A 24200-nucleotide genomic window follows, 5' to 3' on the forward strand; every position below is an offset into this window, starting at 1 on the left:
CCACCTCACACCACGTCCCTTTGACCTTCACATCAATGTGAAGGTTTCAGCATACGTGGCATGACCAACCACACCGTACAGAAGGCCCGTTCGGGCCGGACCGTGGACAGGCGTCCCACCGGGCGACTGCCGCTGCCGGCGCTACTCGCCCTGGCCACGGCCGTCTTCATCACGAGTCTCACCGAGACCCTGCCCGCCGGAGTCCTCCCCGCGATGAGCGCCGACCTCGGCGTCGGAGAACCCGCCATGGGCCAGTCGGTCACCATCTACGCGATCGGCACGGCACTCACCGCGATCCCGCTGGCCTCCGCCACGGCCGGCTGGCGACGCAAACGACTCCTGCTCACGGCCGTCGTGGGCTTCGCCGTCGCCAACACGGTCACCGCGGTCTCCACCCACTACCCCCTCACCATGGCCGCCCGCTTCCTCGCGGGCGTCGCCGCCGGTCTCGCCTGGGCGCTGCTCGCCGGCTACGCCCGCCGGATGGTGCCCGTCCCGCTCCAGGGCAGGGCGATCGCCGTCGTCATGACGGGCGTCCCGGTCGCCCTCTCCCTCGGCGTCCCCGCCGGCACCTTCCTCGGCGCGGCCCTCGGCTGGCAGGTGGCGTTCCTCCTCATGACCGCGCTCGCCGCCGTCCTCGTTGCCTGGATCGCCCTCACCGTCCCCGACTTTCCCGGGCAGCAGCGGGGCGGCAGGGCTCCCATCCGGCGGACCCTGGCCGTCCCCGGCGTCGCCCCGGTCCTCCTCGTCACCCTCGTCCTCGTCCTCGCCCACACCGTCCTCTACACCTACGTCGCCGCCTTCCTCGACCACCTGGGCATGGGCTCCTCCACCGGCGCCGTCCTCCTGGTCTTCGGTATCGCCTCACTCCTCAGCATCTGGTTCACCGGCCTGCGCATCGACCGAGGCGTACGGGCCCTCACCCTCGCCGGTACCGCCCTGTTCGCCGTCGCCGCGGCCGCCCTCGCCGTCCAGGCGGACAGCGCCGCCCTGGTCTACGCGGCCGCGACGCTGTGGGGACTTGGCTGGGGCGGCGCGCCGACCCTGTTGCAGACAGCCGTCGGCGACGCGGGCGGCGAAGCGGCCGACACCGCGCAGACCATGCTCGTCAGCCTCTGGAACGCGGCCATGGCCGGCGGCGGCATCGCCGGCGGCCTGCTGCTCGACCGCCTCGGCGCGAGCGCCCTCCCCGGGACCGTCCTGGTGCTCCTGATCCTCGTCCTGGCCGTCGTCACGGCCGCCCGCACCCACGGTTTCCCCGCCCGACGAGGCCGCGCCGACGGGTGACGGGGGGCCGGCGACGGTGACGGCGGGCCGGCGGAGGGGGCGGGCCCGCTCCCGGAGAAACGCCACCCTCGACGCCCGGTACGCCACCAACCGGGACGCCGCGCTCGCCGCCACGCGGACCGCCGCCGACTACGGCGACCGGAGGCGTGCCGCCGCCCCCCAGGCGACCGTCTACGCCCACGACACCGGCCTGGTGCGCCCGGCCGGTCGCTGGCCCGCCGGTCGTCGAACGTCAGGCCGTGTCCGTGGCGGGGCTGATCGCGACACGGGGCGCGCCGCCCCGAACGGCCGCGGGTCCCGTTGGAGACCCGTGGCCGCTCGGGCACAGCCCCGTCAGACGGCGGGCGGCACCCGTGACGGGCGGCCGGAGCCACGCGTCAGCGTGTGCCCGGCGACACCGGCAAGTGCGGCGAGCACCCCGCCGGCCGCCGTCCAGATCCAGCGGTCGGACCACCAGCCCGAGGACCAGCCGTCCTCCGGCGCCCGCGCGTCCACGGCCGACGGGGTGTCGGCCGAGGCGGCGTCCTCCGTCGTGGCGCCCGGCACCAGCGGTGCGGCGAGCGAGCCGCCGCCGGCGTACGCCCCACCCTTCTCGGCCGAGACGGCACCGATCCGGGCCGTGAACGACTGTCCGAGGTCCTCCTCGGGCAGGGCCGTCACGGTGAGGCGGACGTAGTAGCTGCCGGGCAGCGGGTCGTCGTCCCAGGTGTCGGCCCACGGGCGGACCGGGCGCAGGGTGCAGGACAGCTCCACGGTCGCGGCCTCCCGGGCCGCCGCGCGGGACTGCATCCCGTACATGCACGGCTGCCGGCGGCGCAGCCCGTCGTAGACGTCGATCCGCCAGGTGGAGGAACCGTGCCGGGCGGTGGACTCGGGCAGGGTGACGGAGGCCGTCACCGTCGGCCGCTGCCCGGTGTCGGCTGGGAAGACCCAGTACAGGAAGTCACCGGTGGAGGCCTCGGCGGTGGCCTGCTGGCCCTGCCGGAAGAAGGCGGCGGTACGGAAGGTGGTGCCGGCCTCGGTCGGTCCTGCCGTCGCGGCGCTCGCGCTGCCGCTCGGGGTCGGGGTGGCGGAGTCCGCGAGGACCGGCACGGCGGCCGGCCCGAAGAGGGCGGCTCCCGCCAGGAGGGCGGCGCTCAGCGCGCGTACGGTACGCATCAGTTGGTCCTCCAGACGGCGACGCGCCAGCGGGACACCCAGCCCCACAGCAGACCGCCCACGAAACCGGCCAGGACGAGCGCGCCGAGCAGCCACCAGCCCCGGCCGAGACCGAAGGCGGCCACGTCGGAGGCCTCGTCGGGCGCGTCGACGATGTCGAGAGCCAGCTCGATCGGCATGCCGGGCGTCGTCTTCACCGACGGCGGCGCGGAGAAGGAGTTGCTGATCTGCAGGCAGACGGTCTCCGCCGCGGGCTTGTCCGCGTCGACGCCGTCCACCGGCTGCTTGGGGTAGCGCAGACCGGTGGAGATGACGTCCGTCCGGCCGTCGCCCGCCTCCGAGCCGCGGACGATCTCCCGGCCGCGCAGGGTCACGGCCCGCATCAGCACGCCGTAGTCGTTGTTGACGGCGCGGTCGGCGAAGACGCTCACCGAGGCGCGGAGCTCCTGGCCGGGCAGGACGTCCACCCGGTACCAGCGGTGCTGACCGAAGGTCTCGCGGTCGGTGTACAGACCCGGCTTGAGCACCGGGGCGTCGGCGCAGCGCCGGGCGCCCTCGGTGGCCACCGGGGTGGCGACCGGGTCGGCCGCACGGTCCACCAACTGCCTTACGCGCTTGGAGAGTTCCTCGGTGTGCCGGACCGAGGTGTACGTGCCGCCGGTCGCCTCCGCGATGCAGGTGAGCTGCTGACGGATCTTGGCGTTCGGGACCAGGCCCAGGGTGTCGATGGTGAGGTGGATGCCCCGGGCGGCGATGTCACGCGCCACCTCGCAGGGGTCGAGCGGGGCGCAGGTGTCCTCGCCGTCCGTGATGAGCACGATGCGGCGGGTGGCGTTCTTGTCGCCCTTGAGGTCCTCCGCCGCGCCGAGCAGGGCGGGCCCGATGGGGGTCCAGCCGGTGGGCGCGAGAGTGGCGACGGCGGTCTTGGCCTCGGTGCGGTCGAGCGGGCCGACCGGGTAGAGCTGCCGGGTGTCCTTGCAGCCCTTCTTGCGATCGTCGCCGGCGTAGTCGGCGCCGAGGGTGCGTATGCCGAGCTCCACCTCCTCGGGCACCGCGTCGAGGACCTCGTTGAAGGCCTGCTTGGCGGCGGCCATCCGGGACTGGCCGTCGATGTCGCGGGCCCGCATCGAGCCGCTGACGTCGAGCACCAGCTCGACCTTGGGGGATTCCTTCGCCGCGGGTTCGTCGGCGGCGGCGCCGCTCGGGAACAGCCCGACGGCCAGGACGGCGAGCAGTGCGCAGGCCCCGGTCGACAGCTGTTTTCTCGTGATCATGGGGCGGATCGTAGGGATGATCGTCCGACAATCCAAAACGGCCTCGTGCGCGGACTCCAGAAGACACGGCCTAGCGGTGTTCGGGGTTCGGGAAGTCGCCGCGCCAGCCGGCGTCCCAGGCCGAGCGTTGGTTGCCGAGGGCGGGGATTCCGCCCGTCCGCTTGAGTATCGCCGCGAGGTGTATCAGGTTCCAGGCCATGAACGAGGTGTTCCGGTTGGTGAAGTCGTTGTCCGGTCCGCCCGAGCCCGGGTCCAGGTACGACGGCCCGGGACCGGCCTCGCCGATCCAGCCCGCGTCCGCCTGCGGCGGGATCGCTTGCCGGGTCGTGAGGCGACGCCGTCCGGGAGGGCCGGAAGCCTGTCGGCGTCGAACAGTCCCGCACTACGCCGACATCGCCGAACGGCGCCTGCGCGGCGAGCTGGAACAGGACGACTTCGCCCTGGCCGGCCCGGAGGAACGCTCACGAGAAGGAAGAGCCCGGGGCCGATGGGCCGCAGACGCCGAAGGGCGGCCGGAACATCGAGAAACAAGTGATCCAGCCGCCCTTCTGCTGAGAGCGCGCCCGTCTGCCGATCCCGGCGTCGTGCGTACGCTCGAAGAGCTCGTAGCGGCAGGCGAGGCCGTCCCCACCGCAGGGTGGGACTTCAGGTCAACTTGCGTGAGGGGCCCGGATTTTTGTTATCCGGGCGGGGTGTAACGCGCCGGAGATGCAACTCGTCGAAAAGCGTTGACGGAACATCAGCTCGAAATCTATCTTCTGCTCGAAGTGCCGCACGCTGTTCGTGATTTCGAACAATCAGGCCCTCCGTCGCAGTGGATCGACCGCGCGGAACGGCCCGGGCCCGGAGGACGCATCGAACGGAACCGCAAGAACGCTGCTCGCCCCGCTGGGCACCCTGTTACTCGTCCCGCCGGGGTCCCCGTCCTTCACAGGTGCCACCTCCGGCGCACTCGCCCCACACGCGGTACGGACTAGGCCCTGTCATCAAACTCCCGCACGCCGAGAACACGCACCGGACGCCGCAGGGCCGCTCTTCAGGCGACGGCGGGAGCTTGAGGACAGGGCCTGGTCCGGCGGCGCCGGAGACCGGGCACCGCATGTCACCGCACCCCTTCAGGCGTCCCGGCTCCGGGCCAGGGCGCTCGAACCGCCTGCTCAAGGATGTGAGAGGTCACCATGCGCAGACGTCGACTCCACCGCGGACACCCGTCCCTGGCGCTCCACGCCGTGCTTGCGGCCCTGGTCTCGCTGGCCGCGATGCTCGTCGCCGGCCCGGCCGAGGCGGCCACCAGCGGCGCCTTGCGCGGTGTCGGTTCCGGCCGGTGTCTCGATGTGCCGGGCGCCGGCCGGACCGATGGCACGAACGTGCAGATCCGGGACTGCCATGGTGGGAGCAACCAGCGCTGGACCCTGACGGACGACAACCGGCTGACCGTGTACGGCGACAAGTGCCTGGACGTTCCGGGCCACGCCACCACGGCCGGGACCCGACCGGTGATCTGGAGCTGCAACGGCGGTACGAACCAGCAGTGGCGGGTCAACGCCGACGGCACGGTCGTCGCCGTGGAGTCCGGGCTGTGTCTGGACGTTTCGGGTGCCGGTACCGCCAACGGCGCCGCGGTGCAGCTGTGGAACTGCAACGGCGGCAGCAATCAGAAGTGGACCGGTCTGTCCGAGCCTGGCAACACGTGTTCCCTTCCGTCGACGTACCGGTGGACCTCGACAGGTCCGCTGACGGAGCCGGCGCATGGGTGGGTCGCGCTGAAGGACTTCACCACCGTGCCGTACAACGGCCAGAACCTGGTCTACGCGACCACCTCCGACGGTTCGTCGTGGGGCACGACGGCGTTCCGTCCCTTCACGAACTGGTCGGACATGGCGACGGCCACCCAGACCGGGATGAGCCAGGGATTGGCGGTGGCGCCCAAACTGTTCTACTTCGCGCCCAAGAACATCTGGGTACTGGCCTCGAACGGGTGGGGTACCGCCTGGCCCTTCACCTACCGCACGTCCAGCGACCCCACCAATCCGAACGGCTGGTCCGCCCCGCAACCGCTGTTCACCGGCAGCCTCCCCGAGTCCGGCCCCATCGACCCGACCCTGATCGGCGACGACCAGAACATGTACCTGTTCTTCGCCGACGACAACGGCAAGATCTACAAGTCGACCATGCCGATCGGGAACTTCCCGAGCAGCTTCGGTTCGTCGTACACGACGGTCATGAGCGACACGGCGAAGAACCTGTTCGAGGCGCCGGAGGTCTACAAGGTCCAGGGCCAGAACCAGTACCTCATGATCGTCGAGGCCCGGGGGCTGAACGAGCACCGCTACTTCCGGTCGTTCACCGCGTCCGGCCTGAACGGTCCGTGGACCCTCCAGGCCGGCAGTGAGAGCAGCCCCTTCGCGGGCAAGGCCAACAGCGGTGCCTCCTGGACCAACGACATCAGCCACGGTGACCTGATCCGCGTCAACGCCGACCAGACCATGACCATCGACCCCTGCAACCTGCGGTTCCTCTACCAGGGCTACGACCCCGGCACACCGCAGGGGACCCCCTACCAGCGACTGCCGTACCGGCCGGGCCTGCTCACCCTGCAGCGCTGATCCCCCGCATCTGATCAACGGCTCATGCCCCCCACCCATCCGGTCCGCACAGCGGCTTCCGTTGTGCGGACCAGGAAGGAATCCTCATGGTTCCCCTGCTCCCACGATTACTGCGTCTCCTCACGGCCACCGCATTGACGCTCACCGCGTGCGTCACCGCCTCCGCCCACACGACCGCCGAGGCCGCGCCGGGCAGCCCGGCGCTCACCCCGCCGATGGGGTGGAACAGCTGGAACAGCTTCGGATGCGGGATCACCGAGGCACAGGTCCGCCAGGCCGCCGACACGATGGTGTCCTCGGGCATGAAGGATGCGGGCTACCAGTACGTCGTCGTCGACGACTGCTGGTTCGACCCGCAGCGCGACGCGGCGGGCAACCTCCGGGCCAATCCGACCACGTTCCCGAGCGGCATGAAGGCGCTGGGGGACTACATCCACAGCAAAGGCCTGAAGTTCGGCATCTACCAGGCACCCAACGAGCGCACCTGCGCCCAGGGCGTGGGCACCTACCCCGGCTCCACCGGCAGCAAGGGCCACGAGGCCCAGGACGCCGCCGCCTTCGCCTCCTGGGGCGTGGACTACCTCAAGTACGACTGGTGCTCCGGCAACGGCACCCTCCGTGAACAGGTCGAACGGTTCACGATCATGCGCGACGCCCTGCGCGCCACCGGTCGCCCGATCGTCTACAGCATCAATCCCAACAGCTTCCACGCCCCCACCGGCGCCACATACGACTGGGGTGAGGTCGCCGACCTGTGGCGGACGACCGAGGACCTGCTCGACATCTGGCAGAACAACAACACCAACAGCTACCCGATGGGCGTCGGCAACGTCCTGGACGTCACCGCGCCGCTGGCCGCTCAGTCGGGTCCGGGTCACTGGAACGACCCCGACATGCTGGTCGTCGGCCGCCCCGGCCTGTCCCTGACCGAGTCCCGCAGCCACTTCGCCCTCTGGGCGCTGCTGGGCGCCCCGCTCATGGCAGGCAACGACATCCGCACCATGTCCGCCGACGTGAGCTCCATCCTGCGCAACCCCCGCCTGGTGGCGGTGAACCAGGACCCGCTGGGCGCGGGTGGACGCAGGGTGCGAGACGACGGCGGCACCGAGGTGTTCGCCAAGCCCCTGGCCGACGGCTCGGTCGCCGTGGGCCTGCTCAACAGGGGAGGGAGCGCGACGACCATCACCGCCACGGCCGCGCAGGTCGGCCTTGCCGGGCAGTCGTTCGCCCTCACCGACCTGTGGACCGGAGGCACGTCGAGCACCTCCGGCCAGATCTCCGCGAGCGTGCCCGCGCACGGTGTCGCCGTGTTCAGGATGACCGGGGGGAGCCCGCAGGCCGCGACCACCGCACGCCTGCGCGGTACCGGATCGGGCCGCTGCCTGGACGTGGACCGCGCCTCCACCGCGGCCGGGGCGCGGGCGCTGATCTGGGACTGTCACACCGCCGCCAACCAGCTCTGGACCACGTGGGCCGGAGGCGAGATCCGCGTCTACGGCGACAAGTGCCTGGACGCCTCCGGCCAGGGCACCACCAATGGCACGCCGGTCGTCATCTGGCCCTGCAACGGCCAGAACAACCAGAAGTGGACCGCGCAGGCCGACGGGTCGATCCGCAACGTCCACGCCGGTCTGTGCCTCGACGCGAACGGGGCCGGCACCGCCAACGGAACCCCCGTCGTCCTGTGGACCTGCAACGGCCAGAGCAACCAGAAGTGGACCACGCTCCCGTGACGCGCCACCCCAAGAAAGGGAACCCCATGAGAAGGTCCTGGATCCGCCCCTTGATCGCGCTCGCCGCCGTCGTGCTCGGAGTGACGGCGGCAGGGGTGGCCCCCGCCTCCGCCGCCTCCGACACACCTCTGAGGGTCATGCCGTTGGGCGACTCGATCACCTGGGGCGTGGGAAGCAGTACGGGCAACGGCTACCGGGCGCCGTTGTGGGACAGGCTCGCGGCGGACGGCCATCCGCTGGACTTCGTGGGCGCGGGGCGGGCCGGTTCGATGTCCGACCCCGACAACGAAGGCCACTCCGGATACCTCATCGAGCAGATCGCCGCCCTCACCGACGCCTCACTGACCCGTTACCGGCCCAACGTCGTGACGCTGCACATCGGCACCAACGACCTCAACCGCTCCCACCAGGTGTCCACCGCCACCGCCCGGCTGAAGTCCCTGGTCGGCAGGATCACCGCCGCCGCACCCGACGCCACCGTCCTCGTGGCCTCCCTGGTGGTGTCCACCAGCGGGTCCGAGGAGCAGTACCGGGGCGCGTACAACCAGGCCATTCCCCAGATCGTGAGCGAGGCGCAGGCCGCGGGCAAGCGCGTCGCGTACGTCGACATGAGCGGCCTGACCACGGCCGACCTGGCCGACGCCCTGCATCCCAACGACTCCGGCTACCGGAAGATGGCCGACGCCTTCCACCGGGGCGTTCAGGCCGCGGACAGCGCCGGGTGGCTGAGGAACCCCGCCCCCGCCCCCGCGCGCGTGCAGTCCGGCATCGCCGGCAAGTGCATGGACGTCAGCGGCGCCGGCACCGCCGACGGGACCGCCGTCCAGACGTGGAGCTGCGGCGGCGGTGCCAACCAGTTCTGGTCCGCGTACACCGACGGCACCCTGCGCTCCGTGGGCAAGTGCCTCGACGCCGCCGGCGGGAGCACCGCCAATGGCACCAAGGTGCAGGTCTGGGCCTGTCACGGCGGCGCCAACCAGGTCTGGCAGCCCCACAACGGCGGCTACCGCAACCCCGCCTCCGGCCGCTGCCTCGACGTCCCGGGCTCCTCCACGGCCGACGGCGCGCAGCTCCAGCTGTGGGACTGCCACGGCGGCTCCAACCAGAAGTGGACGACTCTGACCGCCGGATGACACCTCGTTCCCGGAGCTGACTTCCACAGGACCTCCGAGCGTTCAGGCCCGCACTCAACGGTGCTCTGGGTTCTCGAAGTCGAAGCGGCAGCCGGCGTCCCACTCGGAGCGCTGGTTGCCGTACGCGGGGATCCCGCCCGCGTCCTTGAGCATCCGGGCGAGGTGGAGCTGGTTCCAGGTCATGAAGGTCGTGTTGCGGTTGGTGAAGTCGTTCTCCGGACCGCCCGAGCCCTCGTCGAGGTAGGAAGGGCCGGGTCCGGCCGGGCCGACCCAACCCGCGTCGGCCTGCGGCGGAATGACGTAGCCCAGGTGCTGAAGGCTGTAGATGACGTTCATCGCGCAGTGCTTGGCGCCGTCCTCGTTACCGGTGATCAGACAGCCGCCGACCCGCCCGTAGTACGCGTACTGCCCCTCGGAGTTGAGGATCGAGGAGCATGCGTACAAGCGCTCGACCACCTTCTTCATGACCGAGGAGTTGTCTCCCAGCCATACAGGTCCAGCCAAGGTGAGGATGTCTGCGGCCATCACCTTCGAGTAGATGACGGGCCAGTCATCGGTCTCCCACCCGTGCTCGGTCATGTCCGGCCACACACCGGTCGCGATGTCGAGATCCACCGCCCTGAGCACCTCGACCTCCACGCCCTGGCGCTCCATGATCCCGGTGCTGATGTCGATCAGCCCATGAGTGTGGCTGCGCTCCGGCGACCGCTTGAGGGTGCAGTTGATCACCAGGGCGCGGAGATCACGGTAAGACGTGCCGGTTTCGGCCATCGATGGGTTCCCCTGCGGACGAGTGGGCGGTGGGCGGCGAAACACGCCCGGCTGCCGACATCGATAGGGCCCCGGGTTGGTCCGGCCGAAAATCCCGTCTACTGTCCCGCCTCGTTGGGCGGAATGATCGAATGCCGCGCCAACGGTCACGGAGCCGGCCACCAGATCACCCGCATGGCCCCGCACCGATGACGGTCGATGCGGGAGATGGGTTTGCTCGGCGGTGGCTCCGGCTATCGGCGCAGATCTGGGAGAGGGTGCATCGCCACCCCTCGCAGAGGTGTAGCCGGGGTGCCGGCGTCGTGACCTCGACCGGTTGTGCGCTGTCGTGCCAACCCCTGGGCGCAGGAGGTCAACACGGTCGGTCGGGTCGCTCATAGCTTGAAGGAGTGCCGAGCCGCGGAGGCGGCGGGCACGTTACCGATGGCTTCGAAAGGACCCCTCATGTTCGACCTCGACAAGGTGCAGGCCGCTCCGAGCAAGGACCTGCTCACGCCCGACAACTCGGTCATGCTCTTCGTGGACCACCAGCCGCAGATGTTCTTCGGCACCGGCAGCGGTGACCGTGCCGCGATCATCAACAGCACGGTGGGCCTCGCCAAGGCGGCCAAGGCGTTCGACGTTCCGGCCGTCCTGACCACGGTTGCCGCCGAGTCCTTCTCCGGGCCCCTTCTGCCGCAGCTCGCCGAGGTGTTCCCCAAGCACGAGGTCATCGACCGTACGACCATGAACGCCTGGGAGGACGAGGCGCTCGTGGCGGCGGTCAAGGCGACCGGGCGCAAGAAGATCATCCTGTCCGGCCTGTGGACCGAGGTCTGCCTCGTCCTGCCCGCGCTCTCCGCCCTTGAGCAGGGGTACGAGGTGTACGTCGTCTCCGACGCCTCCGGTGGCGTCAGCCCGGCCGCCCACGAGCACGCGCTGCAGCGGATGATCGCCGCCGGTGCCGTCCCGGTGACCTGGGTGCAGGTGCTCCTGGAGCTGCAGCGCGACTGGGCGCGTCAGGAGACGTACGGCGCGGTCATGGAGATCGTCAAGGCCCACGCGGGCGCATACGGCCTGGGTGTCGTGTATGCGCAGAGCGTCATCGGCGCGCACGCGGCCGGCTGACCCCTGTGGACACCGGCATTCTGATCCTGCGTCTGCTGGTGGGACTGCTCGTCGCCGGCCACGGTGTGCAGAAGGTCAGTTCACACCTGGGCGGCAGGGGACTTGAGGGCGGTACCGAGGAGTTCCGCGCCGACGGCTTCCGCGGCGGCGCCCTCACCGCCGTGGCGGCGGGCGGTGGCCAGATCGGTTCGGGCCTGCTGCTCGCCGCCGGCCTCATGACCCCGCTCGCCTCCACCGGCGTCATCGGGGTCATGACGGTCGCGCTCACCGTGAAATGGCACAACGGGCTCTGGGTGCAGAACGACGGATACGAGTACCCGCTCGTCCTGATAGGCACCGTCACCGCCCTGGCCGCCACCGGCCCCGGCGCCTGGTCCCTCGACGCGGTCCTCGGCCTCACCCCGTACCCGCTGGGGTGGGCCGCCCTCGCGCTCGTGGCCGGGCTCGGCAGCGGACTCCTCACCCGGCTCGTCCTGCACCGGATCCCCGCCGCCCCGGCGACCGCCGAGCGCTGAGCGCCGAGCGCGAGCAACGCAGACCGGGTCCGGCCGCCCGTGTACCCCCGACCGGGCGGCCGGGCCCTCCACCCACTTCTCCCTGTACAGGAGCACTCGATGGACACCCTCACGACCCCGCCCGGCGGCGGCCAGCCGTTGCTGCACCAGAAGGGCGCCGAGACCCAGGCGTTCGGCACGCTCAAGCAGCTGCCGATCGGCCTCGGCCACGACACCCGCATGTACGCCTGCCAGCGGCTGAACCGCGTCCTCGCCGACACTCAGATCCTCTATTCCCTCTACAAGAAGCACCACTGGCTCATGCGTGGGGCGACCTTCTACTCGCTCCACCTGATGCTGGACAAGCACGCGGAGGCCCAACTGGCCATCGTCGACGCGCTGGCCGAGCGCGTCCAGAGCCTCGGGGGCGTCGCCGTCGGGGACCCGCGCCACGTCGCCGAGCTGACCGCGATCCCCCGCCCGCCGGACGGCGTCGAGCCGGTGCCCGTCATGCTGTCGCGGCTCCTCGACGCGCATGAGCGGATCCTGATCGACGCCAGGGACGCCGCCGCCCGGCTCTCCCGGGAGGGCGACGAGGGCAGCGCCGACCTGCTCGTCTCCGACGTCATCCGCACCGGCGAGGCTCAGGTGTGGTTCCTGGCCGAGCACCTCGTGGACACCCCTCTGGTGCACGGCTGATGGACACGTACGACGACGTCGTCGTGGTCGGCGGCGGCCCGGCCGGCGAGGTCGTCGCAGGCCGGGCCGCTGGGTCGGGGCTGACCGCCGTCGTCGAGGCCGAGGCGGTCGGTGGCACGCCGTGCCCGCCTTCCCGACGGTGAGCGAGGTCTGGCTCCGGCTCCTGGAGGCGTACGGCCTGTGAGTCCTGGTCCCCCCGCACCGAACCCCGAGCCCCACTCGACCGAGCGCACCCGAACGCTTCACCACCCGACAAGGAACCACCCACCCATGCAGCTCACGAGGCGCACCCTCGCCCTCGCCATGCCCGCGACGCTCGCCGCCCTGATCGGCGCCGCACCCGCGAGCCGCCCGGCCGCCGAGAACACCGACCGGCCCGATCCCAGGCCCACCATCGTCCTGGTCCACGGAGCGTTCGCCGACGCCTCCAGCTGGAGCGGCACGATCAGGCGGCTGCAGCGCGCCGGCTACCCCGTCCTGGCCCCCGCCAACCCGCTGCGCGGCCTCGCCGAGGACACCGCCTACCTGCGCAGCGTGCTGGCCGCCGTCGACGGACCCGTCGTCCTGGTCGGCCACTCCTACGGCGGCGCCGTCATCAACGGCGCCGCGGTGGGCAACAGCCGGGTGAAGGCCCTCGTCCACATCGCCGCGTTCACCCCGGACAAGGGCGAGAGCGCGGCCGAGCTCGCCGCCAAGTTCCCCGGCTCCACCCTCGGCGACACCGTGAACCCGCGGTCGTACCCGCTGCCCGGCGGTGGCACCGGCACCGAACTCGTCATCGAACGGACCAAGTTCCACCAGCAGTTCGCCGCGGACGTCCCCACCGCCGATGCGGCCGTCATGGCCGTGACCCAGCGCCCGGTCGCCACCGCCGCGCTGGAGGAGAAGGCAGGGGAAGCCGCCTGGAAGACGATCCCGTCCTGGGCGCTGATCGCCACCGCCGACAACAACATCCCTCCGGCCGCCCAACAGTGGATGGCCCGGCGCGCGGGCTCGCACGTCACCGAAGTGGCCGCGTCGCACGCAGTGGCCGTCTCCCGGCCGGCCGTGGTCACCCACGTGATCCTCGCCGCCGCGCGGGCGACCCGCTGACGCGCCACCCCGTCCCGTACATCCCCCGAAGGAGAACCCCTCATGAAGAACCGTCCGGTCCTCGAACCCGCCGCCCAGGCGTTCGCCGACGCCACCGCCCAGCCACCGTTCCTCCACCAGATCCCCGTCGCGGAGGGCCGCAAGGCCGTCGACGACGTCCAGAGCAGCGAAGGGGTCCCGCTGCCCGACGTCGACGAGGAGTGGATCACCGTCCACGGCGGCCCGACCGGCGACGTCCGCGCCCGGATCGTCCGGCCCCGCGGCGCCACCGGCACGCTCCCCGTCATCCTCTACATCCACGGCGCCGGATGGGTCTTCGGCAACGCCCACACCCACGACCGGCTCGTCCGCGAACTCGCCGTCGGCACGGGAGCGGCCGTGGTCTTCCCCGAGTACGACCTCTCGCCCGAGGCCCGCTACCCCGTCGCCGTCGAGCAGAACTACAGCGTCGCCCAGTGGGTCGCCCGCGAGGGACACCACAAGGACCTCGACGGCACCCGGATCGCCGTCGCGGGCGACTCCGTCGGCGGCAACATGACCGCCGCCCTCACCCTCATGGCCAAGCAGCGCGGCGACGTCCGCCTCACCCACCAGGTCCTCTTCTACCCGGTCACCGACGCGAGCTTCGACACCGACTCGTACCACCGGTTCGGCGAGGGCTACTTCCTGCGCCGCGACGCCATGAAGTGGTTCTGGGACCAGTACACGACCGACGAGGCCGAGCGCGTACAGATCACCGCCTCCCCGCTGCACGCCTCCACCGAGCAGCTCACCGGCCTGCCGCCCGCCCTGGTCGTCACCGCCGAGGCCGACGTCCTGCGGGACGAGGGCGAGGCGTACGCGGCGAAGCTCCGTGCCGCCGGGGTCCCCGTCACCGCCATACGCGTCCAGGGGGTCATCCACGACTTCGTGATGCTGAACGCGCTGCGGGACACGCAGGGCGCGGAGCTCGCCATCGGTCTCGCCGTCGACACCCTGCGGAAGGCCCTCGCATGACCATGACCGGGTCCTCGACGAGCATGCCGGTGGCGGGTCTGGTGCCCGCCCCGCGCCGGGAACACGCGCAGGCCGACCTCCTCGTCCGCAACGCGAAGGTGTTCACCGGAGACCCCGACCGTCCCGAGGCCCGCGCCGTCGCGATCCGCGACGGCCGGGTCACGGCCCTCGGCGACGACCACGACCTCGCCCACCTCGTCGGGCCGGCCACCAAGGTCGTCGACGCGCTGGGCCGCCGGGTGATCCCCGGACTCAACGACTCGCACCTGCACGTCATCCGGGGCGGCCTGAACTACGTACTGGAGCTGCGCTGGGACGGGGTGCGCAGTCTGCGCCAGGCCCTGGCCATGCTGCGCGAGCAGGCCGGCCGGACCCCGAAGGGGCAGTGGATCCGCGTCGTGGGCGGCTGGACCGCCGAACAGTTCGTCGAGCGCAGGATGCCGACCGTCGCCGAGCTGAACCTTGCCGCTCCCGACACCCCGGTCTTCGTCCTGCACCTGTACCAGTCGGCCCTGATGAACCGAGCCGCGGTACAGGCAGCCGGATTCACGCGCGACACCCCGGATCCCCGCGGCGGGCAGATCGTCCGGGGCCGGGACGGCGAACCCAGCGGCGTCCTCCTCGCGGCGCCGAGCGCCCTCATCCTGTACTCGACCCTGGCCAAGGCGCCGGCTCTCGACGAGGCCGACAAGCGGACCTCGACGCGCCACTTCCTGCGCGAGCTGAACCGCTTCGGGCTGACGTCCGCGGTCGACGCCGCCGGCGGGTTCCAGAACTTCCCCGACAACTACGCCACGGTCATCGACCTCGCCCGGTCGGGGGAGCTGACCCTCCGGATCGCCTACCACCTGTTCCCGCAGACGGCCGGTCAGGAACTGGCCGACCTGAAGCGCTGGACCGAGATGGTCAAGCCCGGGGACGGGGACGAGTGGCTCCGGCTGAACGGGGCGGGTGAGAACTTGACCTGGGCCGCCGCCGACTTCGAGAACTTCTCCGAGCCCCGTCCGGAGCTCGCCACGGGGTACGAGACCGAGTTCGAGCAGGCCGTACGGCTCCTGCTGGAGAACGGCTGGGGCTTCCGGCTCCACGCGACCTACGACGAGACGATCCGCCGCGACCTGGCCGTCTTCGAGAAGCTCGCCGCCGAAGGACTCTTCCCCGGCGGCAACCGCTGGCTCTTCGACCATGCGGAGACCGTGTCGGCCGGCAGCCTGGACCGGATCGTGGCCCTCGGCGGCGCCGTCTCGGTCCAGAACCGGATGTCCTTCCAGGGCACCGCGTTCCTCGACCGCTACGGCGCCGAGGCGACCGCCCACACCCCTCCGGTGCGGGCCATGCTGGACCAGGGCCTGACCGTCGCCGCCGGAACCGACGCCACCCGCGTCTCCTCGTACAACCCGTGGGTCGCGCTCCACTGGCTGGTGACCGGCCGGACCGTCGGCGGCACCGCGCTCTACCCGGCGGGGAACCTGATCGACCGGGAGACCGCCCTCGACCTCTACACGCGCGGGGGAGCCCGGCTCACCGGCGAGCAGGACGTCAAGGGAACCCTGCGCGAAGGTTCGTACGGCGACCTCGCGATCCTGTCCGACGACTACCTCACCGTGCCCGAGGACGTCATCCCTGACATCGAGTCCGTCCTCACCGTCGTCGGCGGCCGCATCGTCTGGGCGACCTCGGAGTACGAGGGTCTCGACGAGGCCGTCCCGCCGGTGAGCCCGGAGTGGAGCCCGGTGGCCCACTTCGGCGGCTACCAGTCGGGCCAGGGGGGCGTTCGTCAGGCCTCGCTCGTGGCCGAGGCCGTCGCGGAGTCCGAGCAGCACCGCCTGTGGCGCGTCGCACGCGGCTCCCTCCCCGACACCCAACCGTCGTTCGTCGACCCCTGCTTCGAGCACTGAGAGAGATCCACACGATGAGTACCGCCTCACCCACCGCCGACAGCGGCGCTGACAGCGGCGACGACGCCGTGGGCACCTCGCCGGACGCACCCGCGGGGCGCCGTTTCGAGCCGGACCTCCGGTCGATGACCCGGATCAACCTGCGCCCCATCGCCTCACCCATGCCGCTCGGCTTCTTCACGATCGCCATCGCGTCCGTGATGACGGGCTGCCTCCAGCTCGGGATCTTCGGCGAGGAGGCCCGCACCGCCGTCGCCTTCACGGTGCTGCCGGCCTTCGTCCTCCAACTCCTGGTCAGTTTCCTGGCCTTCGGCGCCCGTGACGTGATCGCGGCCACGCTGATGGCGGTGTTCGCCGGCAGCTGGCTGCCCTACTCGCTCATCATGCTCAGCGGCGCGGCCGACGGCCTGAAGGTCCTTGGCGTCTTCAACCTGGCGTTTTTCTGCTTCGGCGCGCTGATGACAGCCGTGACCGGGCCCAAGCGGGCGCTGTGGCTCGTCCTCGCGGTCTCCCTGCCCCGCTGGGCGGCCACCGGACTCGCGGGCGTCACCGGCGCCGAATGGCTGACGCGCACGTCCGGGGCGCTCGGCCTCGTCGTGGCGTTCGTCGCGATGTACACGGCGTTCGCGCTGATGCTGGAGGACATGCGCAGCGAGCAGGTCCTGCCCATCGGCCGCAGCGGCCCCGCCCACCTCGCGGTGGAAGGCGACCTGGCCGTCCAGCTCCGCAACCTGGAACGCCAGGCGGGCGTGCGCCGCACGCTCTGACCCCTGCCACTGGCCTCCGTAACACCACGACCAGACAGGAACGCCCATGGAACCCCAGGTCATCGACCGGCCCGAGAAGTCCCGTTACGAGATCGTCGCCGGCGACGACGGCGCCGGGACCGCCGGCTTCGCCGAGTACCACCTCTCCGAGGGCGAGATCGCCTTCATCCACACCGAGATCGATCCCCGCTTCGGCGGCCGGGGTCTGGGCGGGCTGCTCGCCCGTGGCGCCCTCGACGACGCCCGGGCCCGCGGGATGCGCGTCCTGCCGTATTGCCCCTTCATCCGGGGCTGGATCGGTAAGCACCCCGAGTACGCCGACCTGGTGCCCGAGGCACGCCGTGCCCGCTTCGGCCTGTGAACCACCCCACAAGCACGCCACAACGACCTTCCCCGTCCGCTCACCGAGGAGTTCCCCTCATGCCCCGACACGCCCGCCCCACCGTCGTCCTGGTCCACGGAGCCTTCGCCGACGCTTCCAGCTTCGCCCGCGTCATCCCCGAACTGACGGCCGCCGGCATGGAGGTGATCGCCCCGGCGGTGCCCAACCGCAGCCTCGTCGACGACGCCGCGTACATCGCCTCGGTGGTCCGTGCCGTCGAAGGCCCCGTGATCCTGGTGGGGCACTCCTACGGGGGCGCCGTCATCACCCTCGCCGGGACGGAGGACAACGTCCGCGCTCTGGTGTACCTCGCGGGATACGCGCTCGAGGAGGGCGAGAGCCTGGGCGAGCTGCAGGGCGGATTCCCCGACTCCGGTCTCGGCGAGGCGCTCGTCCACACCCCGTTCCCGGTGGCCGGCTCCAGCGAGACCGGTACCGACGTCTCGGTGGAGATCGAGAAGTTCCCCGCCCTGTTCGCCGCCGACGTCGACCCCGCCCTCGCCGCGGTGCTCGCCGTCTCCCAGCGCCCCCTGGCCGCGCGGGCCTTCTCGGAGGCGGCGCCGGTCGCGGCGTGGAAGACCAAGCCCTCCTGGGGCCTGGTGGCTTCCGCCGACCGCACGATCAACCCCGATGTGGAGCGATTCGGGTACCGGCGCGCCGGCATGACCACCGTCGAGGTCGAGTCCTCGCACCTGGTCATGCTGTCCCAGCCCAAGGCCGTGGCAGATCTGATCCTGGACGCGGCCCGGTCCACGGGGCACTGATCCGACACTTGAACATCGAACGATTGGTCTATGTCGTTCGAACGAGGTAGCTTTCCGAAACGCCCGCCGAGAGCATGGGGCGGGCGATCGGAGGAAGCACACCCATGAGGTTCGGCGCGAGGCTTGCGCTCGCCGTCATCACCCTCGCCGTCACGGCCACGGCCTGCGGCACCCCGCAGGACAGCGACGCGCGGTCGCACACCACCGCGGATTGCGCACCGTACGCCCGCTACGGCAAGCACCCCGGCACCAAGGTCACCGTCTACGCGGAGAACCGGGACCGGGAGGCCGATCTGTTCGAAGAGACCTGGGCGGACTTCGCCGACTGCACGGGAATCGACGTCCAGTACGAGGGGGACGGGGAGTTCGAGGCCCAGATCCAGGTCCGGGTCGACGGCGGGAGCGCCCCCGACGTGGCGTTCTTCCCTCAGCCCGGGCTCCTGGAACGCTTCGCGCGGGCCGGGAAGCTCAAGCCCGTGAGCCCCGGGGTCGCGACCCTGGCGAAGCAGGGCTGGTCGGCGGACTGGAACCGCTACGCGACCGTGAACGGCACCCTCTACGGCACGCCGCTGGTCGCGAACGTGAAGTCGTTCGTCTGGTACTCCCCGAAGTTCTTCCGCGACAGGGGACTGAGCGTTCCCCGCACGTGGGCCGAGCTGATGGCCGTGACGGAGAAGGTCGCGGCGTCGGGCGTCAAGCCGTGGTGCGCGGGCGTCGAGTCCGCCGAGGCGACCGGCTGGCCCGTGACGGACTGGATCGAGGACGTCCTGCTGCGCCAGCAGGGCACCGACGTGTACGACCAGTGGGTCGCCCACGAGATCCCGTTCAACGACCCGCGTGTGGTCAAGGCCATGGACACCGTCGGGTCCATCCTCAAGAACGACCGGTACGCCAACGGGGGTTTCGGTCCAGCCCGGTCGATGGCGTCGATCTCCTTCCAGGAGGCCGGCACACCGGTCCTCTCCGGCGACTGTGCGATGCACCGTCAGGCCTCGTTCTACGCCGACATGTGGCCGACGGGCACCGAGATCGGACCGGACGAGGACGTCTACGCCTTCCTCCTGCCGGGTGCCGACCCGGCGAGCCGCCCCGTCCTGGGGGGCGGAGTGTTCACCTCGGCGTTCGCCGACCGCGCCGAGGTGCGGGCGTTCCAGGAGTACCTGGCCTCCGCCGACTTCGCGAACGCGCGGATGAGGAAGGGCCCGTTCGTCTCGGCGAACGTGGGCGTGGATCCGGCGAACTCCGCGACCCCGGTCGACCGGCTCTCGATCCAGCTACTCCAGGACCCAGGGACTCAATTCAGATTCGACGGTTCGGACCTGATGCCGGCGTCGGTCGGCACCGGGACGTTCTGGAAGGGAGCCGTCGACTGGATCGGCGGCGCGAGCACCCGGCAGGTCGCCGACTCCATCGAACGGTCCTGGCCGAGCCGCTGATGTCGTTCGACGCCGTCGCCCAGCAGCCCAAGCTGGTGTATCTGCTCCAGGGTGTCGCCGCCTTCGCGGCGGTGGTCGCCTTGATCCTGCTCGCACTCCATCGGGGGCCGGTACGGAGGAGGGCCGCGGCCCTGATCCTGCTGGCCCCGGCTCTGCTGCTCCTCACGGTTGGTCTTCTCCTCCCTGGTCTGCGCACCCTGGTCCTGTCGTTCACCGACGGCGGGGGAGACGCGTGGGCCGGGTTCGACAACTACGTCTGGATGGTCACCGACCCCCGGGCGCTGGTGGCGCTGCGCAACACCCTGGCGTGGGTGGTGCTCGTGCCGCTGACGGCGACCGCGGTCGGTCTGCTCTACGCGGCGGCCGTCGTACGGTCGCGGTTCAGAGCGTTCGCGCTCTCCCTCGTCCTGACACCGATGGCGATCTCCTTCGTCGGCGCGGGTGTCGTGTGGAAGTTCGTCTACGCCTACCGTCCTGCGGCGGTCGGGCAGATCGGGCTGCTGAACCAGCTCGTCGTGGCGTTCGGCGGTGAACCGCGGCAATGGCTCGTGGACTCCCCCTGGAACGTCCTGTTCCTCATCGTGGCGATGGTGTGGACACAGGCGGGCTTCGCGGCCGTCCTGCTGGCCGGCGCGATCAGGGCCGTTCCCGGTGAGCTGATCGAGGCGGCCCGACTCGACGGCGCGTCCCCCCGACAGATCTTCTGGCGGATCACGATGCCGTCTATCAGGCCCACGCTGCTCGTCGTGGTCCTCGCCCAGGCGATCGGCACCTTCAAGGCCTTCGACATCGTCAAGACCATGACCGGCGGGCAGTTCGACACGGGCGTCATCGCCCACGAGATGTACGGCCAGGCCTTCCGCCACGGCGAGACGGGCCGCGGCGCGGCGCTCGCCGTGCTCCTCTTCGTCCTCGTCACCCCCTTCGTCGCCCATCAGATCCGGGCGCAGCGGAGGAGGGGGTGATCGGCGTCCGGGAGCGTCTGGTCTCCCGTGCCTTCACGTCGATCGCCGTGGTGATCGCGGTCCTCTGGACGACACCGACCCTCGGTCTCCTGCTCTCCTCGTTCCGCCCCGAGGAGGAGATCAAGACGACGGGCTGGTGGACCGTGTTCGGCGCGCCCCGCCTCACGCTCGACAACTACGGCGACGTGCTGTCGGGCGGCGGGAACGGGTCGGGGCGGCTCGCGGAGTACTTCGTCAACTCCGTCGTCATCACCGTTCCCTCGGTACTGTTCCCGCTCGTCCTGGCCTTCTTCGCGGCGTACGCCCTGGCCTGGATCGACTTCAGGGGGCGCGACGCGCTCGTCGTCGGCATCTTCGCGCTCCAGGTCGTGCCGCTCCAGATGGCGCTCGTCCCCCTCCTGAAGCTCTTCTCCGAGGGCTGGCTGTTCCTGCCCGCGTGGAATCTCACCGGCCCTGCGCGGTTCGGTCACGTCTGGTTCGCCCACACGGTCTTCGCGCTGCCGTTCGCGGTGTTCCTCCTGCACAACTTCCTGGCCGGGCTGCCCCGGGACCTGATCGAGGCCGCCCGCGTCGACGGCGCGTCGCACGGGACGCTACTGCTCCGGATCGTGCTGCCCCTGGCCCGCCCGGCCCTGGTCACCTTCGCCATCATCCAGTTCATCTGGGTGTGGAACGACCTCCTCGTCGCGCTGACGCTGTCGGGCGGAACGGCCGAGACCGCGCCGATGACGGTCAGACTGGCGAGCCTGGCCGGGACGTACGGCAACGAGTGGCAGCGACTCACCGCGGGAGCCTTCGTGGCGGGGTTCGTCCCGCTGCTCGTCTTCCTCTCCCTCCGGCGGCACTTCGCACGAGGACTGCTCGCCGGATCGGTCAAGGGATGAGCCCCGACCGGCCCGAGGAACAAGGCGTGATGAGGCTGAGCCGGCCCGGGTTGCGGGGGCGCGAAGCCGAGCTGGAGCGGCTGCGCGCCCTGGTCGAGGCGGTGCGCGACGGCGAGGGAGGAGCGATCGCGCTGCTCCTGGGCGAGCCCGGGATCGGGAAGACCGCGCTGCTGCAGGAGACCGTCTCGCTCGCGCGCTCCCACGGATTCCTTGTCAGCAATGGACGGGCCGAGGAACTGCACGAGCTGGCACCGTTCGCCTCACTGGCCTCGGGCCTCCTGCACGGCGACCCGCCGCTGCTGGCCGGCGCGGACTTCGCGGACCTCGCCGGCCACCACGACCAGCGCATCTGGCTCGTCGAACGGCTGGCCCAGCTGATCGAGGAACGCTCGGCGGGTACACCGGTACTGATCGCGGTCGACGACGTCCAATGGGCCGACCCGCTGAGCCGGTTCGCCTTGAGTGTCATGCCGGCACGGCTGCTGAGCTCCCCGGTCCTCTGGCTGCTCACGGGCCGGGAAGACCCGGAACTGTACGGGCAGGGGCCGGTGGCGACGACCCTCCCGCTGCGGCCGCTGTCCGGTACGGCCCTGGCCGAGCTGGCACGCGATGTCCTCGGCGACGACGTGCCGGCGCGGGTCGAGGGGCTCCTCGACGGGGCGGGCGGCAACCCCTTCCTCGCGGCCGAGACGCTCGCGGGCATCGCGGCGTCGGGTGCGGACGGGCCGGAACCGCCCGAGCGGCTGGTCCTCGGCGTACGCGGCCGACTGGCCGGCCTCCGGCCGGACACCCTGCACTTCCTGCGGATCGGCTCGGTCCTCGGCCGCGCGTTCTCGCTCGCCGACGCCGCCGCCCTCTGCGGCCGACCCGCCTCGGGACTCAGCGCCGAAGTGGACGAGGCGATCGCCGCCGCCCTCCTCCACGACGACGGCGAACGCCTGCTGTTCCGCCACGACCTGCTCCGCCAGGCGGTGTACGCCGACCTCGCCCCCTCCGTACGCCGGGCGCTGCACCGGGAGACCGCGAGGGTGCTCGTCGCGGTGGGCCGGAGCTCCGTCGACGCGGTCCCGCACCTGCTGAAGAGCGCCGAGCCCGGAGACATGGAGGCGATCGGACTGCTCGGCACGGCCGCCACGGACGTGGGCGCCGTGATGCCCGACCTCGCCGCCGATCTGGCCGTACGCGCCCTGGAACTCGTACCGCCGCGTGCGCCTCTGGCGTACGACGTGGGAGAACGGGCCATCGTCGCGCTGACCCGCGCGGGCCGGTACACGCAGGCACGGGACACCGGCGACGCGCTGCTCGCCCGGCGGCCGCCCCTCGACGTCTTCGCCCGTCTGCAGTCCGTACTCGGTGACGTGCTGTGGCACCTCGACGACATCCAGGAGCTGACCCGCCGCTCCACCGCGGCACTGGCAGCTGTCACCGACCCGGTGATCCGGGCCCGCCTGACCGCCCGGCAGGCACTGGCCCGGTCCCGCGGACGCGACCTCACGGCCGCGCGCGAGACCGGCGAACGGGCGCTCGCCGAGGCGGAGCTGGCCGGTGACCGGGAGGCCCGCGTCCTCGCGCTGTGGGGTCTCGGCGAGATCGCCCTCAACGCGGGCGACTGCGCCGCCGCCGTCGAACACCACACGGCGCTGAGCGTGTTCGACGCGGCCTTCCTTCCCGAGGAGGCCGTCGCCCTGATCCACATGGACGAGTTCGACACCGTACGGCGACTGCTCCGGACGGCGGGCGACGCTCCCCTGCGCCCCGCCATGTTCGTCTGGGCCCAGGGAACCCTGAACCTGGGGCTCGGGCGGCTTGACGACGCGGATGCCGACTTCGCCACCGCCGGGCGTCTCGAAGCGGAACTCCACGTGCCCAGCAACCTGGTCAACATCCGCGTCAACCGCGGCCTCCTCGCCATGCTGCGCGGCGACCGCGAAGCCGCGCGGGAACACCTGGACGTCGTGCGCGCGACCGTGGCCGACCGGCCGAACACCGGCAACCACGCCACACACCAGTACTTCGAAGCCGTCGTCGCGGACGCCGACGGCGACCACGCGGTGGCGGCCGAACTCGTTCGGTCCGTGCAGCGCGACCACCCCTTCCTCCGGTGGCGGCTCCTGCGCCCCCATGTCGTCCAGGCCGTGCGGATCGCCGTGCGGGGCGGGGACCGGCACCTCGCCGAGGACCTCGCCGCCCAGGCCGGCGACCACGCCACCCGCAACCCCACCGTGCCGACCGCCCAAGGGACGGCCGCCCACGCGTCCGCCCTGGTGAACGCCGACCAGGGACTCCTGGAGCGGGCTGTCCGTATCCTCGGCACGGGTCCCCGGCCGCTGCACCTCGCTGCGGCGTCCGCCGACCTCGGGCGCGCTCTCCTCTCGGCAGGCGACTCCGCCGCGACACCCGCCCTGACCAGGGCGCACGCCATCTACGCCCAGGCCGGGGCCGACGCCGAGGCCGACCGGGTCCGGGCCGATCTGGAACGGGCCACCAGCCGATCCGGTCGGCGTACCGGGCGCCGCCGGCCGCGCGTCGACCAGGGGTGGGACGCGCTCACGGCCTCGGAACGCAAGGTGGCCCGGTTGATCGCCGCGGGTCACACCAACCGGTCGGCCGCGGAGGCACTCGTCGTCTCCCCGCACACGGTCAACACGCATCTGGCGTCGATCTTCCGCAAGCTCGCGGTGCGCTCCCGGGTCCACCTGGCCCGGATCGTCCTCGCGGAGGACGACGCCGGAACGGCCACCGGCGACTGAGTGA

At 71.4% G+C, this 24200-nt stretch carries 21 protein-coding genes and 2 pseudogenes; 19 read left to right on the forward strand and 4 right to left on the reverse strand.

Annotated elements, in window-relative coordinates; genetic code table 11:
* Nucleotides 1–60: 60 nt before the first annotated feature.
* Nucleotides 61–1287: an MFS transporter gene (locus ACWF79_RS04940; protein ID WP_453726625.1), complete on the forward strand. Its 1227-nt coding sequence runs from the start codon at nt 61–63 to the stop codon at nt 1285–1287.
* 333 nt (nt 1288–1620) lie between these two features.
* On the opposite strand, the gene ACWF79_RS04945 is transcribed toward ACWF79_RS04940, so the two are convergent.
* The 3 genes and pseudogenes from ACWF79_RS04945 to ACWF79_RS04955 all read right to left on the reverse strand — a co-directional run.
* Nucleotides 1621–2445 carry a hypothetical protein gene (locus tag ACWF79_RS04945; protein WP_453726626.1) on the reverse strand — a complete coding sequence of 275 codons (825 nt, stop codon included), beginning with the start codon at nt 2443–2445 and terminating at the stop codon, nt 1621–1623.
* Entirely contained in the window at nt 2445–3719 is a 1275-nt protein-coding gene (locus ACWF79_RS04950) for a VWA domain-containing protein (protein ID WP_453726627.1), read from the reverse strand. Before ACWF79_RS04950 ends, ACWF79_RS04945 begins: the two co-directional genes overlap by 1 nt.
* A gap of 70 nt (nt 3720–3789) precedes the next feature.
* Nucleotides 3790–4035 (reverse strand): annotated as a pseudogene (locus ACWF79_RS04955) (flavodoxin family protein); the annotation flags it as partial.
* A 20-nt stretch (nt 4036–4055) separates the two neighbouring features.
* Here ACWF79_RS04955 and ACWF79_RS04960 point away from each other — a divergent pair.
* The 4 genes and pseudogenes from ACWF79_RS04960 to ACWF79_RS04975 form a co-directional block, all read left to right on the forward strand.
* Nucleotides 4056–4177: pseudogene (locus tag ACWF79_RS04960) on the forward strand (site-specific DNA-methyltransferase); the annotation flags it as partial.
* 720 nt (nt 4178–4897) lie between these two features.
* The gene (locus ACWF79_RS04965) at nt 4898–6325 is read left to right on the forward strand and encodes a non-reducing end alpha-L-arabinofuranosidase family hydrolase (RefSeq protein ID WP_453726628.1); all 1428 of its coding nucleotides are present in this window, start codon (nt 4898–4900) and stop codon (nt 6323–6325) included.
* Between the two features lie 86 nt (nt 6326–6411).
* The gene (locus ACWF79_RS04970) at nt 6412–8058 is read left to right on the forward strand and encodes a glycoside hydrolase family 27 protein (RefSeq protein ID WP_453726629.1); all 1647 of its coding nucleotides are present in this window, start codon (nt 6412–6414) and stop codon (nt 8056–8058) included.
* A 26-nt stretch (nt 8059–8084) separates the two neighbouring features.
* Nucleotides 8085–9191: a ricin-type beta-trefoil lectin domain protein gene (locus ACWF79_RS04975; RefSeq protein ID WP_453726630.1), complete on the forward strand. Its 1107-nt coding sequence runs from the start codon at nt 8085–8087 to the stop codon at nt 9189–9191.
* A gap of 54 nt (nt 9192–9245) precedes the next feature.
* Here the strand turns inward: ACWF79_RS04975 and ACWF79_RS04980 are convergent, their stop codons facing one another.
* Entirely contained in the window at nt 9246–9962 is a 717-nt protein-coding gene (locus tag ACWF79_RS04980; RefSeq protein ID WP_453726631.1) for a flavodoxin family protein, read from the reverse strand.
* A 444-nt stretch (nt 9963–10406) separates the two neighbouring features.
* On the opposite strand from ACWF79_RS04980, the gene ACWF79_RS04985 reads away from it, so the two are divergent.
* The 14 genes from ACWF79_RS04985 (at nt 10407) to ACWF79_RS05050 (ending at nt 24196) form a co-directional block, all read left to right on the forward strand.
* The gene (locus ACWF79_RS04985; RefSeq protein ID WP_453726632.1) at nt 10407–11069 is read left to right on the forward strand and encodes a hydrolase; all 663 of its coding nucleotides are present in this window, start codon (nt 10407–10409) and stop codon (nt 11067–11069) included.
* A 5-nt stretch (nt 11070–11074) separates the two neighbouring features.
* Complete coding sequence (locus ACWF79_RS04990; RefSeq protein ID WP_453726633.1) at nt 11075–11584, forward strand: DoxX family protein; 510 nt, start codon at nt 11075–11077, stop codon at nt 11582–11584.
* 99 nt (nt 11585–11683) lie between these two features.
* The gene (locus ACWF79_RS04995; RefSeq protein WP_453726634.1) at nt 11684–12262 is read left to right on the forward strand and encodes a Dps family protein; all 579 of its coding nucleotides are present in this window, start codon (nt 11684–11686) and stop codon (nt 12260–12262) included.
* Complete coding sequence (locus ACWF79_RS05000; RefSeq protein ID WP_453726635.1) at nt 12262–12405, forward strand: hypothetical protein; 144 nt, start codon at nt 12262–12264, stop codon at nt 12403–12405. Before ACWF79_RS04995 ends, ACWF79_RS05000 begins: the two co-directional genes overlap by 1 nt.
* Before the next feature lie 127 nt (nt 12406–12532).
* On the forward strand, nt 12533–13354 hold the full coding sequence (locus ACWF79_RS05005) for an alpha/beta fold hydrolase (protein ID WP_453726636.1): 822 nt from the start codon (nt 12533–12535) through the stop codon (nt 13352–13354).
* A gap of 42 nt (nt 13355–13396) precedes the next feature.
* Nucleotides 13397–14350, forward strand: coding sequence for an alpha/beta hydrolase (locus tag ACWF79_RS05010; protein WP_453726637.1), 954 nt, complete (start codon nt 13397–13399; stop codon nt 14348–14350).
* 2 nt (nt 14351–14352) lie between these two features.
* The gene (locus ACWF79_RS05015; RefSeq protein ID WP_453726894.1) at nt 14353–16248 is read left to right on the forward strand and encodes an amidohydrolase; all 1896 of its coding nucleotides are present in this window, start codon (nt 14353–14355) and stop codon (nt 16246–16248) included.
* 14 nt (nt 16249–16262) lie between these two features.
* Nucleotides 16263–17015: a GPR1/FUN34/YaaH family transporter gene (locus ACWF79_RS05020; protein WP_453726638.1), complete on the forward strand. Its 753-nt coding sequence runs from the start codon at nt 16263–16265 to the stop codon at nt 17013–17015.
* 46 nt (nt 17016–17061) lie between these two features.
* Nucleotides 17062–17376, forward strand: coding sequence for a GNAT family N-acetyltransferase (locus tag ACWF79_RS05025; RefSeq protein WP_453726639.1), 315 nt, complete (start codon nt 17062–17064; stop codon nt 17374–17376).
* A gap of 59 nt (nt 17377–17435) precedes the next feature.
* Nucleotides 17436–18161: an alpha/beta fold hydrolase gene (locus ACWF79_RS05030; RefSeq protein ID WP_453726640.1), complete on the forward strand. Its 726-nt coding sequence runs from the start codon at nt 17436–17438 to the stop codon at nt 18159–18161.
* A 104-nt stretch (nt 18162–18265) separates the two neighbouring features.
* A complete protein-coding gene (locus ACWF79_RS05035) occupies nt 18266–19597 on the forward strand; it encodes an ABC transporter substrate-binding protein (RefSeq protein WP_453726641.1) in 1332 nt (443 codons plus the stop codon).
* Nucleotides 19597–20562 (forward strand): carbohydrate ABC transporter permease, encoded by a 966-nt coding sequence (locus ACWF79_RS05040; RefSeq protein WP_453726642.1) that lies wholly within the window; start codon nt 19597–19599, stop codon nt 20560–20562. Before ACWF79_RS05035 ends, ACWF79_RS05040 begins: the two co-directional genes overlap by 1 nt.
* Entirely contained in the window at nt 20559–21446 is an 888-nt protein-coding gene (locus tag ACWF79_RS05045) for a carbohydrate ABC transporter permease (protein ID WP_453726643.1), read from the forward strand. Before ACWF79_RS05040 ends, ACWF79_RS05045 begins: the two co-directional genes overlap by 4 nt.
* Nucleotides 21443–24196, forward strand: coding sequence for an ATP-binding protein (locus tag ACWF79_RS05050; protein ID WP_453726644.1), 2754 nt, complete (start codon nt 21443–21445; stop codon nt 24194–24196). Before ACWF79_RS05045 ends, ACWF79_RS05050 begins: the two co-directional genes overlap by 4 nt.
* The last annotated feature ends 4 nt before the right edge of the window (nt 24197–24200 follow it).

It is taken from the genome of Streptomyces sp. NPDC054975, from assembly GCF_053609105.1.

Bases quoted from the DNA above. Each gene is read 5' to 3' on its own strand.
- ACWF79_RS05040 (WP_453726642.1), top strand. From the start codon at position 19,597: ATGTCGTTCGACGCCGTCGCCCAGCAGCCCAAGCTGGTGTATCTGCTC.
- ACWF79_RS05005 (WP_453726636.1), top strand. From the start codon at position 12,533: ATGCAGCTCACGAGGCGCACCCTCGCCCTCGCCATGCCCGCGACGCTC.
- ACWF79_RS04980 (WP_453726631.1), bottom strand. From the start codon at position 9,962: ATGGCCGAAACCGGCACGTCTTACCGTGATCTCCGCGCCCTGGTGATC.
- ACWF79_RS05020 (WP_453726638.1), top strand. From the start codon at position 16,263: ATGAGTACCGCCTCACCCACCGCCGACAGCGGCGCTGACAGCGGCGAC.
- ACWF79_RS04970 (WP_453726629.1), top strand. From the start codon at position 6,412: ATGGTTCCCCTGCTCCCACGATTACTGCGTCTCCTCACGGCCACCGCA.
- ACWF79_RS04945 (WP_453726626.1), bottom strand. From the start codon at position 2,445: ATGCGTACCGTACGCGCGCTGAGCGCCGCCCTCCTGGCGGGAGCCGCC.
- ACWF79_RS04975 (WP_453726630.1), top strand. From the start codon at position 8,085: ATGAGAAGGTCCTGGATCCGCCCCTTGATCGCGCTCGCCGCCGTCGTG.
- ACWF79_RS05050 (WP_453726644.1), top strand. From the start codon at position 21,443: ATGAGCCCCGACCGGCCCGAGGAACAAGGCGTGATGAGGCTGAGCCGG.
- ACWF79_RS05035 (WP_453726641.1), top strand. From the start codon at position 18,266: ATGAGGTTCGGCGCGAGGCTTGCGCTCGCCGTCATCACCCTCGCCGTC.
- ACWF79_RS04940 (WP_453726625.1), top strand. From the start codon at position 61: ATGACCAACCACACCGTACAGAAGGCCCGTTCGGGCCGGACCGTGGAC.
- ACWF79_RS05025 (WP_453726639.1), top strand. From the start codon at position 17,062: ATGGAACCCCAGGTCATCGACCGGCCCGAGAAGTCCCGTTACGAGATC.
- ACWF79_RS05000 (WP_453726635.1), top strand. From the start codon at position 12,262: ATGGACACGTACGACGACGTCGTCGTGGTCGGCGGCGGCCCGGCCGGC.
- ACWF79_RS04965 (WP_453726628.1), top strand. From the start codon at position 4,898: ATGCGCAGACGTCGACTCCACCGCGGACACCCGTCCCTGGCGCTCCAC.
- ACWF79_RS05010 (WP_453726637.1), top strand. From the start codon at position 13,397: ATGAAGAACCGTCCGGTCCTCGAACCCGCCGCCCAGGCGTTCGCCGAC.
- ACWF79_RS04985 (WP_453726632.1), top strand. From the start codon at position 10,407: ATGTTCGACCTCGACAAGGTGCAGGCCGCTCCGAGCAAGGACCTGCTC.
- ACWF79_RS05030 (WP_453726640.1), top strand. From the start codon at position 17,436: ATGCCCCGACACGCCCGCCCCACCGTCGTCCTGGTCCACGGAGCCTTC.
- ACWF79_RS04995 (WP_453726634.1), top strand. From the start codon at position 11,684: ATGGACACCCTCACGACCCCGCCCGGCGGCGGCCAGCCGTTGCTGCAC.
- ACWF79_RS05015 (WP_453726894.1), top strand. From the start codon at position 14,353: ATGACCGGGTCCTCGACGAGCATGCCGGTGGCGGGTCTGGTGCCCGCC.
- ACWF79_RS04950 (WP_453726627.1), bottom strand. From the start codon at position 3,719: ATGATCACGAGAAAACAGCTGTCGACCGGGGCCTGCGCACTGCTCGCC.